This window comes from Acetobacter sp., assembly GCF_022483985.1.
In the GTDB taxonomy this organism is placed as follows: Bacteria; Pseudomonadota; Alphaproteobacteria; order Acetobacterales; family Acetobacteraceae; genus Acetobacter.
Genome location: NZ_JAKVME010000001.1, coordinates 610,319 through 633,070 on the forward strand (window position 1 = coordinate 610,319; position 22,752 = coordinate 633,070).

At 57.7% G+C, this 22,752-nt stretch carries 14 protein-coding genes; 6 read left to right on the forward strand and 8 right to left on the reverse strand.

Annotation, left to right across the window (positions count from 1 at the left end; genetic code table 11):
• Position 1 precedes the first annotated feature (1 nt).
• Positions 2 to 652 (forward strand): PqiC family protein, encoded by a 651-nt coding sequence (locus LKE90_RS02675; protein WP_291490723.1) that lies wholly within the window; start codon positions 2 to 4, stop codon positions 650 to 652.
• Positions 653 to 1,050: 398 nt separating this feature from the next.
• Here LKE90_RS02675 and LKE90_RS02680 read toward each other — a convergent pair whose 3' ends face one another.
• Genes LKE90_RS02680 through LKE90_RS02695 form a run of 4 tightly spaced genes read right to left on the reverse strand, consistent with a single transcriptional unit; the run spans position 1,051 to position 10,386 of the window.
• Positions 1,051 to 2,607, reverse strand: coding sequence for an efflux transporter outer membrane subunit (locus tag LKE90_RS02680; RefSeq protein WP_291490725.1), 1,557 nt, complete (start codon positions 2,605 to 2,607; stop codon positions 1,051 to 1,053).
• Positions 2,608 to 2,613: 6 nt separating this feature from the next.
• Positions 2,614 to 5,928, reverse strand: coding sequence for an efflux RND transporter permease subunit (locus LKE90_RS02685; RefSeq protein ID WP_291490727.1), 3,315 nt, complete (start codon positions 5,926 to 5,928; stop codon positions 2,614 to 2,616).
• A 6-nt stretch (positions 5,929 to 5,934) separates the two neighbouring features.
• A complete protein-coding gene (locus LKE90_RS02690) occupies positions 5,935 to 9,120 on the reverse strand; it encodes an efflux RND transporter permease subunit (protein ID WP_291490729.1) in 3,186 nt (1,061 codons plus the stop codon).
• A 9-nt stretch (positions 9,121 to 9,129) separates the two neighbouring features.
• A complete protein-coding gene (locus LKE90_RS02695; protein WP_291490731.1) occupies positions 9,130 to 10,386 on the reverse strand; it encodes an MdtA/MuxA family multidrug efflux RND transporter periplasmic adaptor subunit in 1,257 nt (418 codons plus the stop codon).
• Positions 10,387 to 10,833: 447 nt separating this feature from the next.
• Here LKE90_RS02695 and LKE90_RS02700 point away from each other — a divergent pair, with 447 nt between their 5' ends.
• Positions 10,834 to 11,457 (forward strand): ankyrin repeat domain-containing protein, encoded by a 624-nt coding sequence (locus tag LKE90_RS02700; protein ID WP_291490733.1) that lies wholly within the window; start codon positions 10,834 to 10,836, stop codon positions 11,455 to 11,457.
• 267 nt (positions 11,458 to 11,724) lie between these two features.
• On the opposite strand, the gene LKE90_RS02705 is transcribed toward LKE90_RS02700, so the two are convergent.
• The 3 genes from LKE90_RS02705 to LKE90_RS02715 form a co-directional block, all read right to left on the reverse strand.
• On the reverse strand, positions 11,725 to 12,867 hold the full coding sequence (locus LKE90_RS02705; RefSeq protein WP_291490735.1) for a site-specific DNA-methyltransferase: 1,143 nt from the start codon (positions 12,865 to 12,867) through the stop codon (positions 11,725 to 11,727).
• Positions 12,864 to 13,496: a ribonuclease HII gene (locus tag LKE90_RS02710; protein ID WP_291490737.1), complete on the reverse strand. Its 633-nt coding sequence runs from the start codon at positions 13,494 to 13,496 to the stop codon at positions 12,864 to 12,866. The genes LKE90_RS02705 and LKE90_RS02710 overlap by 4 nt, the downstream gene beginning before the upstream one ends.
• 212 nt (positions 13,497 to 13,708) lie before the next feature.
• Positions 13,709 to 14,011 carry a CsbD family protein gene (locus LKE90_RS02715; RefSeq protein ID WP_291490739.1) on the reverse strand — a complete coding sequence of 101 codons (303 nt, stop codon included), beginning with the start codon at positions 14,009 to 14,011 and terminating at the stop codon, positions 13,709 to 13,711.
• A 203-nt stretch (positions 14,012 to 14,214) separates the two neighbouring features.
• On the opposite strand from LKE90_RS02715, the gene LKE90_RS02720 reads away from it, so the two are divergent.
• The 4 genes from LKE90_RS02720 to LKE90_RS02735 all read left to right on the forward strand — a co-directional run bounded on the left by LKE90_RS02720 (position 14,215) and on the right by LKE90_RS02735 (position 20,313).
• On the forward strand, positions 14,215 to 15,627 hold the full coding sequence (locus LKE90_RS02720; RefSeq protein ID WP_291490741.1) for an MFS transporter: 1,413 nt from the start codon (positions 14,215 to 14,217) through the stop codon (positions 15,625 to 15,627).
• 160 nt (positions 15,628 to 15,787) lie between these two features.
• Positions 15,788 to 16,354 (forward strand): OmpA family protein, encoded by a 567-nt coding sequence (locus LKE90_RS02725; RefSeq protein WP_291490743.1) that lies wholly within the window; start codon positions 15,788 to 15,790, stop codon positions 16,352 to 16,354.
• Positions 16,341 to 17,063: a hypothetical protein gene (locus LKE90_RS02730; RefSeq protein WP_291490745.1), complete on the forward strand. Its 723-nt coding sequence runs from the start codon at positions 16,341 to 16,343 to the stop codon at positions 17,061 to 17,063. The genes LKE90_RS02725 and LKE90_RS02730 overlap by 14 nt, the downstream gene beginning before the upstream one ends.
• A 460-nt stretch (positions 17,064 to 17,523) precedes the next feature.
• Positions 17,524 to 20,313, forward strand: a complete 2,790-nt coding sequence (locus LKE90_RS02735; RefSeq protein WP_291490747.1) for a bifunctional aconitate hydratase 2/2-methylisocitrate dehydratase — start codon at positions 17,524 to 17,526, stop codon at positions 20,311 to 20,313.
• Positions 20,314 to 20,674: 361 nt separating this feature from the next.
• On the opposite strand, the gene glyS is transcribed toward LKE90_RS02735, so the two are convergent.
• Positions 20,675 to 22,750: a glycine--tRNA ligase subunit beta gene (glyS, locus tag LKE90_RS02740; protein ID WP_291490749.1), complete on the reverse strand. Its 2,076-nt coding sequence runs from the start codon at positions 22,748 to 22,750 to the stop codon at positions 20,675 to 20,677.
• Positions 22,751 to 22,752 lie beyond the last annotated feature (2 nt).

Genomic DNA, 22,752 nt, shown 5'->3' on the forward strand with positions numbered 1-22,752 from the left:
CATGGAAAAGAAAAACCATCCTGTCTCCGCAGGGTCTTTCTCTCGTGCAGTATTGGGCGGAATGCTTCTCGCCGTTGCCAGCGTGACGCTGACGGCATGCAGCTCCTCAGATCCATCGCTTTACACGCTTCAGCCCGTGACATCGGCAGCGCCGACAGTTCCGTCGTTCTCCGGGGTGGCGGTTCCTGCTCTGGTTGAAATCCGTAAACCGACAATTCCGGAAACACTGGACCGCGACCGTGTCGTGCTGAGCGATAGTGGCTACAGGCTGGATGTTTCAAAGTCAGACGCCTGGAGTGCGCCGCTTGCGGATCAGATTCCGCATGTTCTGGCGAATGACCTGCGTCACCGTCTGCCCGGCACAAGCTTTTTTGTGCAGGATGATGCGACGTCAGCGGAGCCGCAGGCTTTCGTCGAGCTGGTCGTGACACGTTTCTCGCGGGACACTTCCGGAAATGCCGTTATGGATGCTCAGGTTTCCGTGCATCGTGCGGAGAGCGATGCGCTGAAGACCAACAGGTCCATCCATCTGGTGATGCCCGCGGCAGCGGGTACCGAAGGTATGGTCAGCGCGCTGAGCACTCTGCTGGGACAGGCGGCGGATCAGATCGCGGGCGATATACGGGTGCTGCCCCTGCCTTCCGGACAGTAATGCGCCACGGCGTGCCGTCAGGTTTCGACTGACGGCTCTCTGGGGAAGTTACGTTCTCCGGCACGACATGAGCCGCGCACCACTGTCCTGAGCGTCATCGCGGTGCTGACGCTTTTCAGATAAGGTGCGGTATCAGGTTGTAGGACGGCCGGGTGGTATTGCCTCGCAACCATGCGACCTGTGAAGCCTTGGGTAGTCCTGCGGAACATGACGCTATGTCGGGGCGGGACGCGGATATCTTATAGGTCCAACAGTCTTGGGAGTGTACTGGTCCGCCTGTCTTTCTCATCGACAGGGGATACAGTCGATAACCGGATACTGCTCCCGTCTTCTCACTGATCTGGTGAACATCCACCAAAACCGCGACTGTCCCACTGACGCTCGCTGTTCCGCTTGTGTCAGTTTTTATCCTTCTGGATAAAACTTGGAAGGAGCGGGTTGTCGGTCTGCATGGAGCCCTTGCTTGGCAGGGAGGACGCATCCCAGCCACCGCCCAGTGCTTCGATCAGGCTGACGGAATCCACCATGCGGCTTTGCTGGATCGACAGAGCCGTTTCCGCATTGGACAGAGCTGTGACCTGTGCGGTGATGACGGTGGTGTAAATCTCCGTCCCGGCCAGATACTGGTTCATCGCGACCGTAGCAGCCTTGTTGGCGGCGTCCAGAGCGATGGCCTGCTGGGTCGCCTGTTCTGACAGAATACGCAGATTGGAGAGTTGATCTTCCGTTCCCTGTAACGCTGTCAGGACTGTCTGGCGATAGGTGGCGGTGTAGCTGTCATAATTTGCGTTGGCTTCATGAACGGCGGCGGTCCGGGCTCCCCCTTCAAAGATGGTTTCCGTCGCAGCGGCACCCAGTGACCAGATGCGGTTTGCCACCTGCACGAGCGCGCCGACAGGATCGCCGCTATAGGAATAGGAAGCCGTCAGTTTTACGTCCGGGTAGAAGGCCGCGATCGCCGCGCCAATCCGGGCGTTGTATTCCTCCATCCGTCGTTCCGCCGCCGCGATGTCCGGGCGACGTTGAAGCAGGTCGGCGGGCACCGAAACCGGGATGACGGGGACCGTAGCGGACAGACGACCAGGTGCTATGGTCAGATCGGCCGGAGCCTCGCCCATCAGCACGGCGATGGCGTGTTCATATTGCGCTCGTGCGATCCCGGCCTGCACTTCCTGCGCACGGGTCTGTTCAAGCTGTGTCTTCGCCTGAAGCAGGGCCGTCGGTTCAGCGACACCAGCGTTATATTGATTCTGTGTGATCTGGTATGAATGTTCGTAAAACAGAACCGTTCTGTGCAGCAGGTCTTTCAGGCTGTCCTGATACCGAAGGTTGAAATAGGCGGTCGCAAGCTGGGCCTGATAGGAGAGCTTGGCGTTCGCCAGATCGGCGGCGGTGGCCTGAGCCTCTGTGACCTGCGCCTGAATCTGGCGACGGATCGATCCCCACAGATCCAGATCCCAACTGGCCGTGGGGCCCATGGCGTATGTGTTTTCCGTCGAATTGGATGGCGTATAGGTGGTCGAGGTTGTGCCTGTTCCGTAATTGACCAGAACACCTGAAGACGCATTACGGGACCCGCGTCCCGTGCTGTTGCGATTGAAGCTGAGGGAGCCGCTCAGGGTCGGATAAAGCTGCGCGCGAATGGCGTTGATCGTGGCGCGGGCATTGCGATACCGCGCCTCATACTGGATGACGTTCTGGTTGTTGATCTCGACCTTGTCTTCCAGTCCGTTCAGGATGGGATCATTATAGATTTCCCACCACTTGCCCTTGGAAGCCGCCGCCAGCGCTGGATTGGCGTATTGCCAGCCTGCCGCCGGTTTCAGTTCCTTGAACCGGGGAGAGATGATGGCCGTGGGGCGCTTGTAGTCCGGACCGACCATGCAGCCGGACAGCAGGAATGGCGCCAGCAGAAGGGCGATGCGACGGCGGGAGGGGTGAGTATGAGTCTTCATTCCGCGTCAGGCGTCCTGAGGGTTGGCGTTGGGGGGCAGGCGATTGCGGCGACGTTTAAACCGTAGCGCGAGGCGATCCAGCGTCAGATAGACAACCGGAGTTGTGTAGAGGGTCAGGGCCTGACTGACCAGCAGGCCGCCCACGATGGCGATGCCCAGAGGACGGCGCATCTCGGCGCCATATCCATTACCGTACACAAGCGGCAGGGCACCGAGGGCCGCGGCCAGCGACGTCATGATGATGGGACGGAAACGGAGCAGGCAGGCGGTGCGGATGGCCTCGAACGGCGGGATATTGTTTTCCCGTTCGGCGGTAATCGCAAAATCGACCAGCATGATGGCGTTCTTCTTCACAATGCCGATCAGCAGGATCACACCGATCATGGCGATCAGGGAAAAATCCTCGCCGAACAGTTCGAGCGCCAGCAGCGCGCCGACGCCGGCGGAGGGCAGGGTGGAGAGAATGGTCAGTGGATGTACGTAGCTCTCATAAAGAACGCCCAGAACGACGTACACGGCGACCAGAGCGGCGAGTATCAGAAGCGGCTCGTCATTGACCGATTTCTGGAACTGCGCCGCGTTACCCGCGAAACTGCCGTGAATGGTGGTCGGCATGTGCAGAGCGACCGTCTCGTCCTGAATGATCTGCACGGCGCGGCTGAGAGCCACACCCTTCGCCAGATTGAAAGAGATGGTGGACGCTACGGACTGGCCTTCATGATTGACGGAAACCGGCGTCCGGGACGGGGTGATGTCCGTGATGAAGGTCAGCGGCACCATCGAGGCGCGTCCGGTGGAGACGGCGGAACCATTGGAGGCCGAAGCACCGCCCGCCAGTTTGTTGGCGATCTGGTTTTTGAAATTCTGACTGCTGATACTGGCCTGCGTGCTGCTGCTCGTGCTGCCTTCAGCGGTGCCGGTTTTGACCCGGATGGTATTGGAGGCGGTGCCACCCGATGCCGTGCCACCCGTGGTTGCCACCCATATCTGCCGGATGGTGTTTGGGTCGCTCCAGAACTCGCTCGAAGCTTCCATGACGACACGATACTGGTTCAGCGTGTTGTAGATGACGGAAGCCGCTCGCTGGCCAAAAGCGTCATACACCGTGTTGGCGATCAACTGCGGCGTAATCTGGAAACGCGCCGAGGTGTCGCGGTCTATTCTGGCGACGATTGCCGAGCCGCCCTGCTGCACATCACTGGAGAGATCGAGAATCTCAGGATGCTTGCGAAGCTCCGCCATCAGCTTGGGCGACCAGCTATAAAGCTCCGTTGCTGAATCACCCTGCAATGTATACTGGTAGGACGCATTGCCCTGACGCGCCCCGGCCCGTACGCCTCCCGGCTCCATCAGGAAGAACTGCGCGCCGACCAGATCATGAAGTCGGTTCGCAATACGCAGCATGAGGCTCGCACCCGGTCCACGCTGGCTCTTGTCCTTGAGTTGCAGGAACAGGCTGGCCTGATTGGACGAACCGCGCCCGCCGATAAATCCTGCGATGCTGGTCACTTCCTTTTCCTGAAGAACCGCCTTTTCGACCATGTCGATTTTCTGCGTCATGGCGGTGAAGGAAATCGACTGGTCGCCCACCAGATGTCCCATCAGCATGCCGGTGTCTTCGTTGGGGAAGAAGCCTTTTGGCATCGCCAGAAACACGGCCACCATCAGAATGACGGTTGCTGGCAGACTGAGCAGGACAAGCCGGTTATGCCGCAAAGCGACATCGAGCGTTCGGGCATAGCCGTTTTCCACGGCGGTAATGGCGGAGCCGAACAACTCTCCCAACCAGTTCGTAATTCTGCGCCACCAGTTCGGGGAAGCGGCATTGCGGTCTGTGTGGTTGTGCGGACGCAGGATACGCGACGCCAGCATCGGGGTAAGGGACAGGGACAGCAGCATGGAAATGACGATGGTGATGGACACGGTCATCGCCAGTTCATGGAACAGACGCCCTGCCAGCCCGCCGAGCAGCAGGATCGGCAGAAATACCGCGACCAGTGAGACAGTGATCGAAATGACCGTGAAGGCCACTTCTTCAGCGCCCCTGAGCGCCGCTTCTCTTGGCGGCACACCCTCTTCGATATGGCGGGCGATATTCTCAAGCACGACAATCGCGTCATCGACCACGAAACCGGTCGAGACCGTCAGGGCCATCAGCGACATGTTGTCGAGCGAATAGCCCAGAAGCCGCATGACGCCGAAGGTCGCGATGATCGAGGTTGGCACCACGATGGCCGGGATCAGGGTCATTCGCAGCGAGCGCAGGAACGCCAGCGTCACCAGCACGACGAGGACGACGCCGATGACCAGCGTGGTCTGGGTGTCTTCCAGAGAGGCACGGATGGTCAGCGACCGGTCCAGCGCCAGATGCAGCGATACATCCTGCGGAAGCGCCGTGCGCAGGGCCGGCAGCATGGCCTTGATCTGGTCGATCGTGTGGATGACGTTGGCGCCGGCCTGCGGGAAGACGACCCCGATGACGGCGCGCTGCTGGTTGAAAAAACCGGCGTTGCGGAGATCTTCGACACCGTCATTGACGACGGCGACATCCGAGAGACGGACCGGTCTGTTGCTGCGATAGGCGATGATCAGGTCACGGTAGGCCTGTGCCGAACGGGCCTGATCGTTGGTGTCAAGCGTGAAGCGGAGGCCGTTCTGGTCAATGATGCCCTTGGGTGTATGCGCGTTGGCCGAGGCGAGCGCGGCGCGAACGTCCTCGAAGCCGATGCCATACTGGAACAGCTTGAGAGGATTCATCTCGACACGTACGGCGGGCAGGGCGCTGCCCGCAACCTGCACCATGCCGACGCCCCGCACCTGCGAAAGATGCTGCTGCAACACATTGCTGGCCAGATCGTACAGCACGGCGGCAGTGCGGGTGGGAGACGTCAGGGCCAGGATGAGCACCGGAGCGCCGTTCGGGTTGGCTTTGCTGTAGCTCGGGTTCTGTCGGAGTGAGGAGGGCATGTCCGCACGGGCCGCCTGAAGGGCCGCCTCCACGTCACGCGCCGCTCCGTTGATATCGCGGGTCAGCTCGAACTGGAGCATGATCCGGACCTGATTCTGCGTCGATTGCGACGTCATCTCCGTCAGGTCGGCAATCTGTCCAAGATGGCGCTCCAGAGGGGCCGCCACCGAACTGGCGATTTCCTCCGGAGAGCCGCCTGCCTGCTGCGCCTGCACCATGATGACGGGAAAATCGACGTTCGGCAGATCCGCAACGGGTAGTTTCAGATAGCCGAAAATACCGGAGATCAGGAGCGCCACTGTCAGAAGAGTGGTGGCGACCGGTCTTTCAATGAACAGACGGCAGGGGCTCATGCCGGATCAGCCCTGTTCACCGGCAGGCTGCGTTCCCTGTGCCGTATGGGCGTTGCTGAAACGACGGTTCCATTTCTGGGCCATCGTATCGAGCGCCAGATAAATGACCGGCGTGGTGAAAAGCGTCAGAAGCTGGGACACAGCCAGACCGCCGACAATGGCGAGACCCAGAGGACGGCGTAGTTCAGAGCCCGTGCCGGTAGAAATCACCATCGGCAGCGCGCCGAGCATGGCGGCCAGCGTTGTCATCAGGATGGGGCGGAAACGTAGCGTCGCGGCCTGCCGGATCGATTGGAGCGAAGACATGCCATGCTCACGCTCCGCTTCCAGCGCGAAGTCGATCATCATGATGGCGTTCTTCTTGACGATGCCGATCAGCAGCACGAGGCCAATGATTCCCATCACATCCAGCCCCGCGCCGGAAATCCGCAGCATCAGCAGAGCGCCGATACCGGCGGAGGGCAGGGTGGACAGGATCGTGACCGGATGCACGAAGCTTTCATAGAGAATGCCGAGCACGATATAGACCGCGATCAGCGCCGCCGCGACGAGGAACAGTTCGTTGCTCAGTGAGCCCTGAAACGCCGCCGCCGTTCCCTGAAAGGACGTCTGGAAGGCGGCAGGCAGCTCAACCTTCTTTTCGACACGTCGGATGGCTTCTGTCGCCTGTCCGAGAGAATATCCGCTGGAGACATTGAAAGAGATTGTCGTGGCGGGGAACTGGCCGAAATGCGTGATCAGCAGAGGGGCCGTTTCCCGGGTGATGGTCGTGACGGCGGCCATCGGCACAAGACCGGAGGTTGGCGAGCGGGTTGGACCGGAAGTGCTTTCGCCGGAGTTGCCGGAGATGCCCGGCAGGTAAAGCTGATCCAGTGAGGAAAGGTTCTTCTGGAAAGCCGGGTCGGCCTCCAGAATTACGCGATACTGGTTTGACTGCGTGTAGATGGTCGAAATCTGCCGCTGGCCGAAGGAGTCATACAGCACGTTGTCGATGGTCTGCGGTGTGATCGAATAACGCGCGCCGGTTGAGCGATCGAGCGTGACGCGGGCGACCAGTCCTTCCGCCTGAAGATCGGAGGTAACGTCCGACAGGGCCGGTTCCTGCTGCAATGCCTCAACAAGCTTCGGCACCCATATCTTGAATTCGTTGTAGTCCGGGTTTTCCAGCAGGAACTGGTACTGTGTGGCGGCGACTGTCGTGTCGAGTGACAGATCCTGCACGGGCTGGAGATAGAGGCTGATGCCCGCGATGTTCGCGGTTTCCTCACTCAGACGCGCCGCCACTTCCTGAGCGGAGCCGCTGCGTTCGTCATGCGGTTTCAGGTTGATGAGGAAACGACCCTGATTGAGCGTCGAGTTCTGTCCGTCCACACCCACGAAGGAGGACAGCGACATGACATCCGGGTCTTTCAGGATCGTCTGAGCGAGTTCCTGCTGATGAGTCTTCATCGCGTCGAAAGACGTGGCCTGAGCGGCGACGGAGATGCCCTGAATGACGCCGGTATCCTGAACGGGGAAGAACCCCTTGGGGATTTCCCAGGCCAGAAAGCCGGTCAGCAGCAGGGTCGCTCCGAAAACCAGAAGCGTGGTGCCCGAGTGCGCCAGCACGACGTCCAGCGCCCGGTCATAGGTCGCGATGAGCCGATTGGTGGCGACCTCCATACGGGCTGACCAGCGCTGGAACCATGTCGTGGCGTCTTCCACCGTGTGCGGACGTTCGGTCAGCAGGCGGGCGCACATCATCGGCACAAGCGTCAGGGAGACGATCGCCGAAAGGATGATGGTGATGGCCAGCGTCAGCGCGAATTCGTGGAACAGACGCCCGATCACATCACCCATGAACAGGAGCGGGATCAGCACGGCGATCAGCGAGATGGTCAGCGAGATAATGGTGAACCCGATTTCGCCCGCGCCTTTCAGGGAGGCGGTCATCCGGTCATCGCCCTGTTCGATATAGCGGGAGATGTTCTCGATCATGACGATGGCGTCGTCCACGACAAAGCCGGTGGCGATGGTCAGTGACATGAGCGAGAGATTGTCGAGCGAGAAGCCCAGCAGATCCATGACGGCAAATGTGCCGACAATGGAGAGCGGCACCGAGAGGCTGGGAATGATCGTGGCCGGGATGTTGCGCAGGAACACGAAGATCACTGCAACGACCAGCGCCAGCGCCAGAAACAGCTCGAACTCCACGTCCGCGACGGAAGCGCGGATGGTGGTGGTGCGGTCGGTGAGGGGAACGATGTCGATCCCCGGCGGCATGGATTCCTGAAGCCGGGGCAGGATCGCTTTGATGTTGTCCACCACCGCGATCACGTTCGCACCCGGCTGGCGCTGTACGTTCAGCACAAGGCCGGGGGTCGTGTTGGCCCAGGCGGCAAGCTGGGTGTTTTCCGCGCCCACGACGACCGTGGCGACATCCTTCAGCCGGATCGGGCCGTTGTTCTGATAGGCGATCACCTGATTCAGAAGCTGCGTCGCGCTGGCGATCTGCCCATCCACGCGCAGGGTTGAGGCGCGCTGTGCGCCATCGAACGTGCCGGTCGGGGAGTTGACGTTCACATTGCCGATCGTGGTCCGCAGCGTATCGAGATCGAGACCGTACGAAGTCAGCTTGGGAATGTTGACCCGAACCCGCAGCGCCTTGCGGTTGCCGCCCGACAGGGTAACGAGACCGACACCGGAAATCTGGCTGATCTTCTGCTCAAGCCGCGTATCGACATAATCCTCGACTTCAGGCAGCGGGATCGTTTTCGACGTGATTCCGAGGGTCAGTACAGGGGTGTCCGCAGGATTGACCTTGGCGTAGGTCGGCGGGGCGGGCAGATCTGTCGGCAGCAGCGAGTTGGCCTGATTGATCGCGGCCTGCACTTCCTGCTCGGCCACATCCATCGACATGCTCAGCCCGAAGCGGAGTGTGACGACCGAGGCGCCACCCGAGGAACGGGAGGTCATCTGGTCCAGCCCCGGCATCTGTCCGAACTGGGTCTCCAGCGGCGCGGTGACGGAGGTGGCCATCACATCCGGACCCGCGCCGGGGTAGAAGGTCTGCACCGTGATCGTCGGATATTCGACTTCCGGCAGGGCCGACACGGGCAGGAAGTGATAGCCCAGCAGACCGGCTATCAGGATCGCCACCATCAGCAGGGTGGTGGCGACGGGCCGCTCGATGAAGATGCGTGAGGGGTTCACGGTCTGGCGTCAGTTGGCGTTGCTGTGGCGGTGATGCGACGAGGCAGGGTGGGCGTCCTGCTGTTGCTTGGTCGTGTCCGGATGGTCGGCAGGAATGGTCACTTCGGCTCCGGCGTGGAGATGGTCGGTGCCGTCAGTCACCACCCGGTCGCCCGGCTTCAGCCCGTCGGTAACCACCGTGCGTGTGCCATCTGCGATGCCGGGCTTGACGTTGCGGACCTCGACGGTGCTGTCGGTTTTCACGACATAGACGAACTGCCCGTTCGGTCCGGTCTGAAGCGCGTTCGATGGGACAATGATCGCATCGTGGAGCGTTTTCACCAGCAGGCGGGCGTTCACGAACTGATTGGGGAACAGATGTTCGTCCTCATTCGGGAAAATAGCACGCAAGCGCACGGTTCCCGTGGAGGTATCGATCTGGCTGTCCAGCGCGCTGACGCTGCCTGTGGCGATTTTCTGAGTATTGGAGCTGTTCCACGCTTCCACCTGCAAGGGATGACCGGCCCGAAGCTGGTCGGCGACTTCCGGAAGCTGGTCCTGCGGCAGGGTGAAGATGACCGAGATCGGCTGCATCTGGGTCAGGATGGCAAGGCCGCCCGACTGACCGGCCGTCACGTAGTTGCCCTTGTCCACGGCGCGAATGCCAACACGTCCGTCAACCGGAGCGGTGATATGGCAGTAGACGAGCTGGAGTTTCTGGTTATCGACCAGCGCCTGATCGACCTTCACAGTGCCTTCAAGCTGTTTGACGGTGAACTCCTGATCACGCGCCGTCATGGCGGCGACACTGTCCTGCTTGATCAGCTTCTGGTAGCGGGCGTTATCAATGCGGGCGCGCTCAAGCTGGGCCTGATCCTGCGCGAGTTGCCCCTCATACTGGCGAAGGGCGACCTCATAAGGGCGGGGGTCTATGACGGCGAGCAGATCGTCTTTCCTGACGTGCTGGCCTTCCGTGAACTTCACGTCCATCAGGTAGCCCTCGACGCGGGTCTGGACCGTGACGTTGGTGATCGGAACCACGGTTCCAAGCTCGGTCAGGATGACAGGCATGTCGCCCGTTGCGACTGTTTCCACGGTGACGGGCTGGGCTGCGCCGGTGACCGAGCCTACCCTATGGCTGGCTTTCTCGCGGTGACCGAGAAACACATACGCCAGTATGCCGAGCAGCAGAAGGACAGCAACGACCCATATCCAGCGGCGGGAGCGGGGGGGGCGGCGGGCTGAAGAGGACGGAGAGGCAGCAGGAGAAGAATTGTGTTCACTCATAACTTCTGTCGATGTCCGTCCGCAGGTTCTGTCGGGGTGTTCCTGAAGGGCCGATGACGATGCAGCAGCGATCTGACCCTGAGGTCTGCATAGCAGCAAAAACCCCTTCTTCAACATTCAGGAGCGTTGCTTTCGGTCCTTAAAAGAAATCCCGGATTGCATTGGTGTTCAATTTTAACACATTGAAAATACAAATATTTTTTTCATAAATCGTAAACAGTCACGGGTATGAAATTTTATTAATTTTTTGCGGGCCAATTGCAAACCGTTTTCATCAAGGGCTTCACTGTGAAATACTGCAACGCAATGACAGGTTTTGCTACAGTGGGCATCTGAAAAGCGGATGGGATAATTATTTTGCATTTCAGAAGAATACCGATTCGGCATCTCTGGCAAAAAAGCGTTTTTTTTACTAAGTGATGAGGTGCTGGGAGTACCAATCGCACAATGTACAGTTTCTGTTCTGATATGAAACGTCGGTCCGTCCGGCAGGCGCTCATCCCTCTTCTGCTGCTTGCGGGAGCGGCCTGTGTGACGCCCCTTCACTGCGCCCACGCGCAGGATGCCGATCAGGAGGAAGCGGAAGACGCCGCCAAAGAGGCTGAGGCCAGACGGGATGCCCGCAAGGCTGCGCCTCCTGCTGCGCTGCCGGGCGCGCAGTCCAATGAAGACGAAGCCGGTCACGCCAACGGCGACATGGAGCCGACAGCGGCCCTGTTTGAAGCGATCAACCGTGGCAGCCTTGGAGCTTCCAAGGAGGCGGTCAGCCGTGGCGCCGATCTGAATGGGCACAATGTGCTGGGTCAGACGCCGCTGGATATGGCCATCGACCTGAACCGCAACGACATCATGTTCTTTCTGCTCTCCATGCGGACCATTGATGATTCAGCAGGCGTGACGACCAGCACTGTCGCGAACTCCGGTATCAGCATGAGAAACGGATCGGGCCATCTGAGTATTGGTGGTCGTGCGGCCCGCGACAAAGTGCGACCGGTCATCGACCGCCGCTACGATGCCTCAGGCGGGCAGGCCCAGCCATCGGTCGGATTTCTTGGCTTTGGCGGTAGCTGAAGCCGTCTGCGGCAGATTGAATGACTGGATGAGGCGTCCTTCGGGGCGCCTTTTTCAATCGCAGTATCTTTGACGAAGCATCACTGACTGACGCGGCAAAGCGTTCCGGCTCTCGCTTCGATTTCAGATATGAAAGCCGTTCAGATATTCTGCTGAATGGCTTTCCGACGGAACTTCAGATCAGCTTGCCGGGAAATGTATCCTGGATACGCATTCATTGCGGATGGATCAGGCCGAGCGGGTATAACTGCGTCGGTTTCGATCCGGTCACTGGGCTGCGATGGGTATCTCTGTGCTGGAAAGAGCGACAGTTTCCGCGTCAGCCACAAGACTTTCCGCCCGCAGGGCATCTAGCGGAACCAGCGTGTCGTCGCGTTCGAAATGCCAGAACGTCCAGCCATTGCAGGAGGGAGCGTTCGTCAGCAGCGCGCCCAGCTTGTGGATGGAACCGCGCTGTGCCCCGCTGACCAGCGTGCCGTCCGGCGTCACCGTGGCGGATATACGCCGCTGACGGTCAAAGACCACCGTTCCGGCAGTAATGAAGTTTCGTTCGACCAGACTGCCGAACGGAACACGCGGCGCTTCCCGCTTCATCGGTGTGGTCGCGACGGCATCCTGCGGCAGGGGCTCTTCACGCTCAACGCGCTCGGCAGCCGCTTTTGCGTAATCAGGATGGCGCTCGATGCCGACAAAATGCCGGCGCAGGCGCTTGGCCATGGCGGCTGTTGTGCCTGTGCCCGTAAAGGGATCGAGGATCACATCGTTCTCAGCCGTGGAGGAGAGCAGCACGCGGTGCAGCAGGCTTTCAGGCTTCTGTGTCGGGTGCAGCTTCAGACCGTGTTCGTTCCGCAGACGTTCATTGCCGGTGCAGAGCGGCAGATACCAGTCCGAGCGCATCTGGACGTCATCGTTCAGAGCTTTCATGGCCTGATAGTTGAAGCGATACTTGCTGTCCTGACTGCGGGCGGCCCAGATCATCGTTTCATGTGCGTTGGTGAAGCGGCGGCCCCGGAAGTTCGGCATCGGATTGGACTTGCGCCACACGATGTCGTTCAGAATCCAGAAGCCGAGATCCTGAAGGATCGCGCCCAGACGGAAAATATTGTGATACGAGCCAATGACCCAGATCGTGCCGTCCTTGTGCAGAAGGCGGCGGGCTTCGGTCAGCCATTCCCGTGTGAAGCGGTCATAGGCTTCCAGATCCGAGAACTTGTCCCAGTCATCATCCACGCCATCGACAACGCTGTCATCCGGACGGCGTAGTTCACCGCGAAGCTGAAGATTGTATGGTGGATCAGCAAAGATACAGTCCACGCTGGCGGTCGGCAGGCTGCGCATGACATCGACGCATTCACCGCAGAGAATCTTGTCGAGCGGGAGGTCGGAAGTGTTCTTGATAGCGCCGCTCATGCAGGGCCTCCGGTGGCGAGAGTGAGTTCAAGCTGCTTGCGGACGGTGCCGAAGCCGCGGCGGTGGTGCGGAGTGCACCCTTGGATCGTAATGGCGTTTCGATGCGCAGCGGTGCCGTAGCCTGCGTTCTTCGCCCAGCCATAGCCGGGCCAGCGTGTGTCCAGACGGCTCATGATTCTGTCGCGTGTGACTTTGGCGAGGATCGAGGCAGCGGCGATGGACAGGCTGATGCCGTCTCCACCGACAATCGTGCGGACAGGCACATCGAGTGGCGGCTTGCGGTTGCCGTCAACCAGAGCAATGCGGGGAGGGGACGGCAGTTTGCTCACAGCCCGGGCCATGGCGAGTTGTGCGGCCTTCAGGATATTGAGCTGAAGAATTTCTTCGACAGAAGCGGCTGAAATGCCGATTTCGATGCCCGGAACGCTTGGCAGTCGTGATGCGATGGCCTCGCGACGGGCCGCTGTCAGCGCCTTGGAGTCATCGATGCTCGCCGCCAGATCATCAGGAACGCCTGCGCCGAAAACAACGGCAGCCGCGACGACAGGTCCGGCGAGAGGGCCGCAACCGGCCTCATCCACGCCAGCCACGCGGCCTCCATATTCCGTTTCCAGCAAAAAATCCGGCATGGTCCCCTTTCTGCAGCCTTAAAACGACTCGCTATGAATCATCGAGTCGTTTGAATCACGATTCGCAGTAAAGGAAAACCATTTTCTCCCGTGACCGCGCAAGAGTCGCGAGCAAAAAAAATCTCCCACAAGGGGAGAAAACAGGATGACTCTTCACGAGTCGTAAAAAAGAGGGGCAGATCGAAGAACTGCCCCTCTTTCGAGTGTGTGATTCAGCCCTTGCGGCGCGGCATCAGCAGCCACCCGATGAACGTGCCGACCACCGAGGCAATGCCCAGAGCGAGAAGCGGCTTGTCACGCACAAAGGACACGCCCTTCTCGACAAGGCTTTCACTCTCTTCATACAGGTCGGCGAATTCCTCACGGGCGATCCCGGCAAGCTGATCGACCTTGCCTTCGGCCTGAAGACCGAGATCGCCCGTCAGGCCACCTGCCGCGTCCTTGATGCGGCCCTTGGCCTGATCGACGACGCCGTGAATTTTCTCTTCCGTGGTGTTGATCTTGTCGTCTGACATGTCTGTCTTCCTTTCGAACACCCTGAGGCGTCAGTGAAACGCGAAGTCGCAATGCGTCTTCTGTCGGCATAGTTGGAACCGATCTCACTGATGATGCAACGCTTTTTATGGTCGATGGTTTTCAGGGACGAGGCGCATCAGACATCGGTGATCTGTCTTTTCGCCAGTTGTGCGCCCGCCGAAAAATCTGTCTTGTTACTGACATGCCAGCTCTACGCCGATCGCAGATCATAGCTCTGACCATTTCCAGTCTGTTGTTCATGGAGCAACTCGACGGCACCATTCTGGCAACAGCTCTCCCGGCGATCGCTTCTTCCCTGCATGTGGATCCGGTGGCGGCTTCCGTCGCGCTGACATCCTACATCGTCGGGCTGGCTATCTTCATTCCCGTATCCGGTGCTGTGGCTGACCGTTTCGGTAGTCGAACGACCCTTATGGTGGCGATCACCCTGTTTATTGTCTGTTCCATTCTCTGCGGTCAGGCGACAAGCCTCCCGGTGCTGGCCTTGGGACGCATGGTGCAGGGAGTGGGCGGCGCGTTGATGATGCCGGTCGGCAGGCTGGTGCTGCTGCGGAGCGTCGCCAAATCCGAACTGCTGAAAACCATGACCTGGATGATGATGCCCGCCACGCTCGGACCGATGTTCGGGCCTGTGCTGGGCGGTTTCATCACCACACTGCTGTCTTGGCGCTGGAACTTCTACATCAACGTTCCTGTCGGGCTGCTCGGGCTTTATCTGACGTGGAAACATATCCCCCAGTTGCAGGAAAAGCGGACACATCCGTTCGACTGGCCCGGCATGGGACTGGCTGGCGGCGGTCTGGCTCTTCTGTCCTTCAGTGCGGAGATGATCAGCCACAACACAAAACCCTACTGGCTCTCCGTCATTCTGCTGGTCGCCGGAGCCTGTCTGTTTCTCGGCTATTTCCGGCACATGAAGCGGTACCCCAATCCGGTTCTTGATTTCCGGCTGATGGAAGTTCCGACCTTTCGTCTGTCCGTTCTGAGCGGTGCGGCCTCACGTCTCGCAGCCGGATCGTTTCCGTTCCTTCTGCCTGCCTTTCTACAGATCGGCTTCGGATTAAATCCGGCGCAAAGCGGTATGGTGGTTTTTGCCGCGCCCATCGGAGCACTGTGCTCACGCGTGTATGTGCCGCGCCTGTTCCAGCGGTTTGGCTTCCGCACGGTCATGATGACCACGGGCTGGGGTGGGGCGCTTGCCTTTGGCGCCATCGCCTGCTTCCAGAAGGACTGGCCGCTCTGGACACTGACACTGGTACTGCTGGCGTCCGGCGCCGTGCAGGCGATCCAGTTTTCGGCTTACAACTCCATAGCTTATGCTGATCTGCCGGAAGAGCGGATGAGCAGTGCAACCAGCTTCTATTCCACCTTCCAGCAGATGATGCTGTCAGCAGGCATCTGCGTGGCGGCTCTCGCTGTGACCGTATCGCGTGCTGTTCAGGACCATCCGCAGGCGGTGGCGGCGGATTTCAGGGTGGGATTTCTGGTGGTTGGGGCGCTGACATGTCTTGCCGTGCCGCTGGCTGGGCTGTTGCGACCGGATGCGGGGGCGAGTGTGAGTGGGCATGGGTTGGGAAATAAAAGAAGAGGCTAATTTTAGTGTATTGTTTTTGGATAAAAAAGCTTGGTTTCTTGTCCAAGAATTATGTTTGAAAAAATTCAAATTGCTCTGGAATATCGTAGTGTTCCTGCGATTTGATGAATTCAAAGAGAAAAGTATTGTATGGTGACAAATGTTTGAGGTAAATTAGAATATGATAGGGGTAGGTATGACAATTAAGAAAATTTATCTGCTTTTTATAATTTCACCACTTCTTTCGTCTGTCAGTATGGCTCAGACAGATAGCCTGATGAATCCAGACAAATGCGTCCCATCAACACTCTATGTGGGCTTCAGGGAAGGTTCCTCAACGCTGGTTGGTTCATCGCAAAAGATTCTTGATTATATAGTGAAAACTGCAATATCGGAAAATAGTTATGTGCTTTTGGAAGGGCATTTTGATACTAATGAAAAAAATGCAAACCGGAACCTTTCATTGGAAAGAATGACTTCTGTAATAAAAGATCTGGTGAAAAATGGAGTGCCTGAAAATCATATATGGACAAGAGATGGGTTTGATAATTATGAGCACATAAAAGGTTTTAAGGGTCGATATGAATTGTATTCTTCTGTAAGTGTTATTATTCCAAAGCAGTATAGGTCTTGTTGGATAGAAGAAGAAAACAAAAAGAAATCCATAATAAAAAATATGTGTTTTGGTATAAAAACTGACAGTGAGTGTTTAAAACTTCTGGATGGGATTGGTTATGGCGGAAAATAGTTATTTGAATATAAATACCATTAATAAAGTAAATAATTCTATATATAAAAGCGATAAATGTAGATTTGATCTTGGTTCTGTTCATGACAAAAATCTTAAAATTCGTATAATTCAAGCGTTGGATCTTGGTTTTTCTGTCAGAAACAAAACACCAATGATGGGAAAAACATGTGCATTTTTAGAATTAAATATTGATCCATCTCTGAAATTTTTTGATGACGCAGATGAATTTTGTGCGCCATCACGTATCACAGACAGGTCTGTCTATGGAATTGCTACTTCCGGAGCAAGCCTTTGGCAGTCAACAGACTGTAACGAAGACGCCTTTTTAGCCAAAAAAATAATCGATAAAAATGAAAGAAATATAGAAATCGAAAAATTGAATGTTTGTCGTCTTTCTTCCTCGCCATTAAGTAGATTTAATAGAAAAATATGGGTAAATCCAACCGGTGTGAGAGTGCTGATGGGTGATGTTTTTTTATACGGGTATCTCGTCAATACAGTGTGGCATGAAATACATCATCAGACGACTGCAGTGCATCATACCAGAACAGAAGCTCCGTATGGAGCTTCTGACCCTTGGGTGACTGATATGTCTGGCATTATCAAAGCTTTCCCAGAAACGGCAATGGATCCTGTAACGGGGAAAGAGGTTCCATTATACACTTTTAATTGGACGTCTCTCGCACCGTCGACACGGTACGGGTAACTTTTAATATCAGATTTTCTTGCGTTTTCTGACGCAGATATGTGGTTCACTCGACTCCGCCATTGGTCGGTTTTGGGTGCTTCAATGAGCTTAATAACAATGGATGCCATTAATAGCGCGTACTTTACCGGCAGCTCTGTCCTGCACGGCGGCGGCTAACGACGATACATTTCCCAGTGCCGGAAAATTGAAATGACAAATAGAGCGTCATCAGTCAGATCAAGGGAGCACGGCAGGGGTAAAATCGACGGTTAACGGGCTCCGATTGAAGGAAAAGGCAAAGCGCCGGACTCAGACGGCAACCGTTGAATTCAAAAGGTCGTTTTGTCGAAATGCCGTGTCTTGTCAGTCGGTAAACGTTGGCGTACCGAGGTCCATCAGAACCTTGAGCTGACCGAGCCACATCCGGTTTGAAGGGCCGCGTTTCAGGCCCATACACCTCAAAGACGTTGGGATTGCGATGAACGCCTACTCAGATTACCTGACCGAAATCAAGGAACGAGAAAGTCAGGGGCTTTCCCCCAAGCCGATTGACGACGGCGCTCTCGTTCGTGACATCATTGCATTGATTGAAGATGCAGGTAACGAGCAGCGGGCAGATGCTCTCAAATTCTTCATTTACAACACATTGCCGGGCACTACGAGCGCGGCGGGTGTCAAGGCGGCTTTTCTGAAGAAGATCGTTGAGGGCGAAACGATCGTCCCGGAGATCACGCCTACCTACGCTCTTGAGCTGCTCTCACACATGAAGGGCGGCCCCTCGGTCAAGGTTCTGCTCGATATCGCTCTTGGTGATGACGCCGCGATCGCCAAACAGGCGGGAGAGGTGCTGAAGACGCAGGTTTTCCTCTACGACGCCGACATGTTCCGGCTGCGTGACGCCTACAAGGCAGGCAATGTGGTCGCCAAAGACGTGCTGGAAAGCTACGCCAAGGCCGAATTTTTCACAAAACTCCCACCTGTTGAGGACGACATCAAGGTCGTCACTTTCATCGCGGCTGAAGGTGATATCTCGACCGATCTTCTGTCACCGGGCAATCAGGCACATTCACGCTCGGACCGTGAATTGCACGGCAAATGCATGATTTCGCCTGAGGCCCAGCAGGAGATCGTTGCGCTGCAGAAGCAGCACCCCGACGCGCGGGTGATGATGATCGCCGAAAAAGGCACGATGGGTGTCGGCTCGTCGCGTATGTCAGGCGTGAACAACGTCGCGCTGTGGACCGGTAAACAGGCCAGTCCCTACGTTCCTTTCGTCAATTTTGCGCCGATCGTCGCAGGGACCAACGGTATCTCGCCGATTTTCGCAACGACTGTCGATGTGACCGGTGGCATCGGCATCAACCTGAAAAACTGGTTCAGGAAGACCGGTGAAGATGGTAAGGCGATCCTGAATAACGATGGCAATCCCATCCTTGAGGAGAAATACTCGGTCGCGACCGGTACCATCCTGAAGATCGACGTGAAGAACAAACAGCTTCGCGACGAGAACGGCAAGGAACTGGTTGATATCGCCGCCGCCTTCACACCCCAGAAGCTGGAGTTTATGAAGGCGGGCAGCTCTTACGCTATCGTTTTCGGCAAGAAGCTCCAGACATTTGCCGCCCAGACGCTGGGGATCGAGGCTCCGGCCGTTTTCGCGCCGAACAAGGAAATTACGGTCGAGAATCAGGGCCTGACCGCAGTCGAGAAAATCTTCAACCGCAACGCTGTTGGCGTGACGCCGGGCAAGGTCCTGCACGCAGGGTCGGATGTTCGCGTCAAGGTGAATATCGTCGGTTCACAAGATACAACCGGTCTGATGACTGCGCAGGAACTTGAGGCGATGGCGGCGACCGTCATTTCGCCTCTGGTGGATGGCGCGTATCAGTCCGGCTGTCACACGGCATCCGTCTGGGACAAGAAGGCGCAGGTGAACATTCCGAAGCTCATGAAGTTCATGAACGACTTCGGTCTGATCACCGCCCGTGATCCGAAGGGTGTCTACCCTCCGATGACGGATGTGATTCACAAGGTTCTGAACGATCTGACCGTCAGTGACTGGGACATCATTATCGGTGGTGACAGCCACACCCGTATGTCCAAGGGTGTGGCGTTTGGCGCCGACTCAGGCACCGTGGCGCTGGCTCTGGCTACCGGTGAGGCGACCATGCCGATCCCACAGTCGGTCAAGGTGACGTTCAAGGGCACGATGCAGCCGCACATGGATTTCCGTGACGTGGTGCATGCGACACAGGCGCAGATGCTCAAGCAGTGCGGCGACAACGTGTTTCAGGGGCGTATCATCGAAGTGCATATCGGCACGCTTCTTGCCGATCAGGCCTTCACCTTTACCGACTGGACAGCCGAGATGAAGGCCAAGGCCTCCATCTGCATCTCTCAGGATGAAACGCTGATTGAGTCGCTGGAAATCGCCAAGTCGCGCATCCAGATCATGATCGACAAAGGCATGGAGAATGCCGCCGGCACGCTGAAAGGCCTCATCGCCAAGGCTGACAAGCGTATTGCCGAGATACGTTCGGGCGAACATCCTCCGCTTGCTCCGGATGACAACGCGAAATATTTCGCCGAGGTTGTTGTTGATCTCGACGTGATCAACGAGCCGATGATCGCTGATCCTGATGTCAACAACGCTGACGTATCCAAGCGCTACACACACGACACTATCCGCCCGATTTCCTACTATGGCGGCACCAAGAAGGTGGATCTCGGGTTTGTGGGCTCGTGCATGGTGCATAAGGGCGACATGAAAATCGTGGCCCAGATGCTCAAGAATATCGAGAAGGCAAAAGGAAAGGTGGAGTTCAACGCTCCGCTCGTTGTCGCCGCGCCGACCTATAACATCATTGACGAACTGAAGGCTGAAGGCGACTGGGAGATTCTGGAGCGTTATTCCGGCTTCGAGTTTGACGACGCGCATCCGAAAAGCGCACCGCGGACCGAATACGAAAACATCCTTTATCTGGAGCGTCCGGGCTGCAACCTGTGCATGGGTAATCAGGAAAAAGCGGAAAAGGGTGACACCGTTCTGGCGACTTCGACCCGTCTGTTTCAGGGGCGCGTCGTGGAAGATTCCGGCACCAAGAAAGGAGAATCACTTCTGGCTTCGACGCCGGTCGTGGTGCTGTCGGCAATCCTTGGCCACACGCCGAGCAACGAGGAATACATGGAGGCCGTTGAGGGCATTGACCTGACAACATTTGCTCCTCCCAAAGCTCCTCTGATTGACTCCGCGTCTGTCCATTACTGAAAAAGTGGCGTCTGAAACGTGAAGGGTGGCAACCTGCAAGGAGACTTCTTTGACGGGTTGCCATTCTCGCCGCAGCCGGTCGTTCAGAGAGGCTGCTGTGCGGGAGACCACACCACCACGCTCCTTTGACGGCGCTTGAACAGAAAACCCCAGCACAGAGAGCCTGTGCTGGGGTTTTTCGTATTCAGGTTCTCAAGGGCTGTTGATTGATCGCATTCAGCGGATTCACAGGCCTCCTGAGTGAAAGCTTGCGAAGAACTGCCTGAACGTCGGATGGAGCGGATCAAGCCGCTTTTCCCGATAAATTCGAAAAAAAAGCAGGACAGCGTCAACCGTCCTGCCTTCTCAGATTACGCAATGATCACCCATCAATCTGGCTGAAATCCGCAATCAGGCGCGTCATCCGCACCAGTTCCGACAACAGTTTCAGACGATTGCCACGGACCTGCGCATCGTCCGCATTGACCGTCACCTTGTCGAAGAACGTGTCCAGCACGGAGCGCAGGCTGGCGGCCTCACGCATCGCATCCGAATAGCGTTCCTCGCCAAAGGCCGCTTCAACCTTGGGGATGACAGCGCCCAGTGCATTGGCCAGAGCGATTTCCTCCGCCTGCGTATAGAGCGAGGCATCCGGCGTGCCCTCGTGCGGACCGTCCTTCTTGTCCTCAATCCGCAGGATGTTCGCAGCCCGCTTGGTCGCAGCAAGCAGGTTCTTGCCGTCTTCCGTCGCCAGCATGGAAGCCAGCGCATCCGTGCGGGCCAGCAGACGAACGATATCGCTATCCGTATTTCCCACCGAGATGGCGGCGAGGATATCATGACGCGCACCCTCGCTGCGAAGCTGCACGCGCAGACGTTCAGCGATGAATCCCGGCAGCAGATCCAGATCAGGCGCGTTCTGAATGGCAGGAGGCAGAGCTTCGGACGCCTTCACGAACAGCGCGACCAGATCAAGACGCAGACTGTTGGTGCGGATCAGATTGATGATTCCCAGAGCCGCGCGACGCACGCCATACGGATCGCCAGAGCCACTCGGCTTTGCGCCGACTGCAAAAAACCCGACCAGCATGTCAAACCGGTCAGCCAGCGCCAGAGCGATGGAAACCGGAGCAGTCGGCACACTGTCAGCAGGACCACGCGGCATATACTGCTCGGCAATTGCGGTGCTGACATCCTCAGGCTCACGGTCATGACGGGCATAATAACCGCCCATCACGCCCTGCAACTCGGGGAACTCGCCGACCATGCCGGTGGAAAGATCACTCTTGCTCAGCAGAGCAGCGCGCGCGGCATGGGCCGGGTTGGCTCCCACCATCGGCGCGATGATTTCCGCCAACCGCACAAGCCGTTTCACGCGTTCGCCCTGACTGCCGAGATCGGCATGGAACGTGACGCGATCGAGGCCCGCAACGCGTGACTCAAGCGTCTGCTTCCGATCCAGATCCCAGAAGTGACGCGCATCGGAGAAGCGGGCCCGCAGCACGCGCTCGTTGCCGGCAATGACCTGTGCGCCGCCGTCAGTCGGCTCAATGTTCGCCACGAAAGCGAAGCGCGGAGCGGCCGTGCCGTCGCTGTGACGCAGCGCGAAGTAACGCTGGTTCACACGCATGGAGACCTGCATCACCTCGGCAGGCAGTTCCATGAACGTCTCGTCGATACGACCCAGCAGCGGCACCGGCCATTCGACCAGTCCGGCGACCTCATCCACCAGTCCGGCGTCAGGAACGATGTTCAGCCCTTCCTGTGCGGCCAGTTCGTTGATGCCTTTGACGATGGCCTGACGCCGATCGGACGCCTCCACCATCACGCGACGGCTGTTCAGCCCTTCACGCCAGTCCGCAACATTTCTGACGGCAAAAGGCTCGGCGGATGTGGAGCCAACCGGGAAGAAACGGTGACCTTCCGTGAGATTGCCGCTTGTCAGGCCGTGACCGGTGTCCGTGTCCGTCGCCAGTGAGAACGGCACGACTGTTCCATCCAGAATGCACAGGATACGACGCAGCGGACGAACCCAAGTAAAGCTGCTGCCCGTGCCCCAGCGCATCGACTTCGGCCACGGAAACTGGCGCAGGATTTCAGGCAGGCGTTCGGCCAGAGAGACTTCGGCGGACACGGCAGGCGTTGCGCGGTTCAGCACCCAGAAGCCGTTTTCCAGAACCAGATCGTCCTTGCTCACACCATGCTTGCGGGTGAACCCGGCCAGCGCCTGTTCCGGTGCACCTTCACGCGGACCACGCTCGACCACGGTCTCGGCGGGGACTTCGGTATTCAACTGGCAGGTCAGGGCAATCCGACGCGGACCGGTAAAGGTTTTCACCTCGCGCGGATTGAGAGCAGCGAAGGTTTTCTGGAACAGACGGACGAGATCCTCGCCTGCCGTTTCCTGCATGCGGGCAGGGATTTCTTCCGAGAGAAGTTCGAGCAGAAGTTCAGCCATGA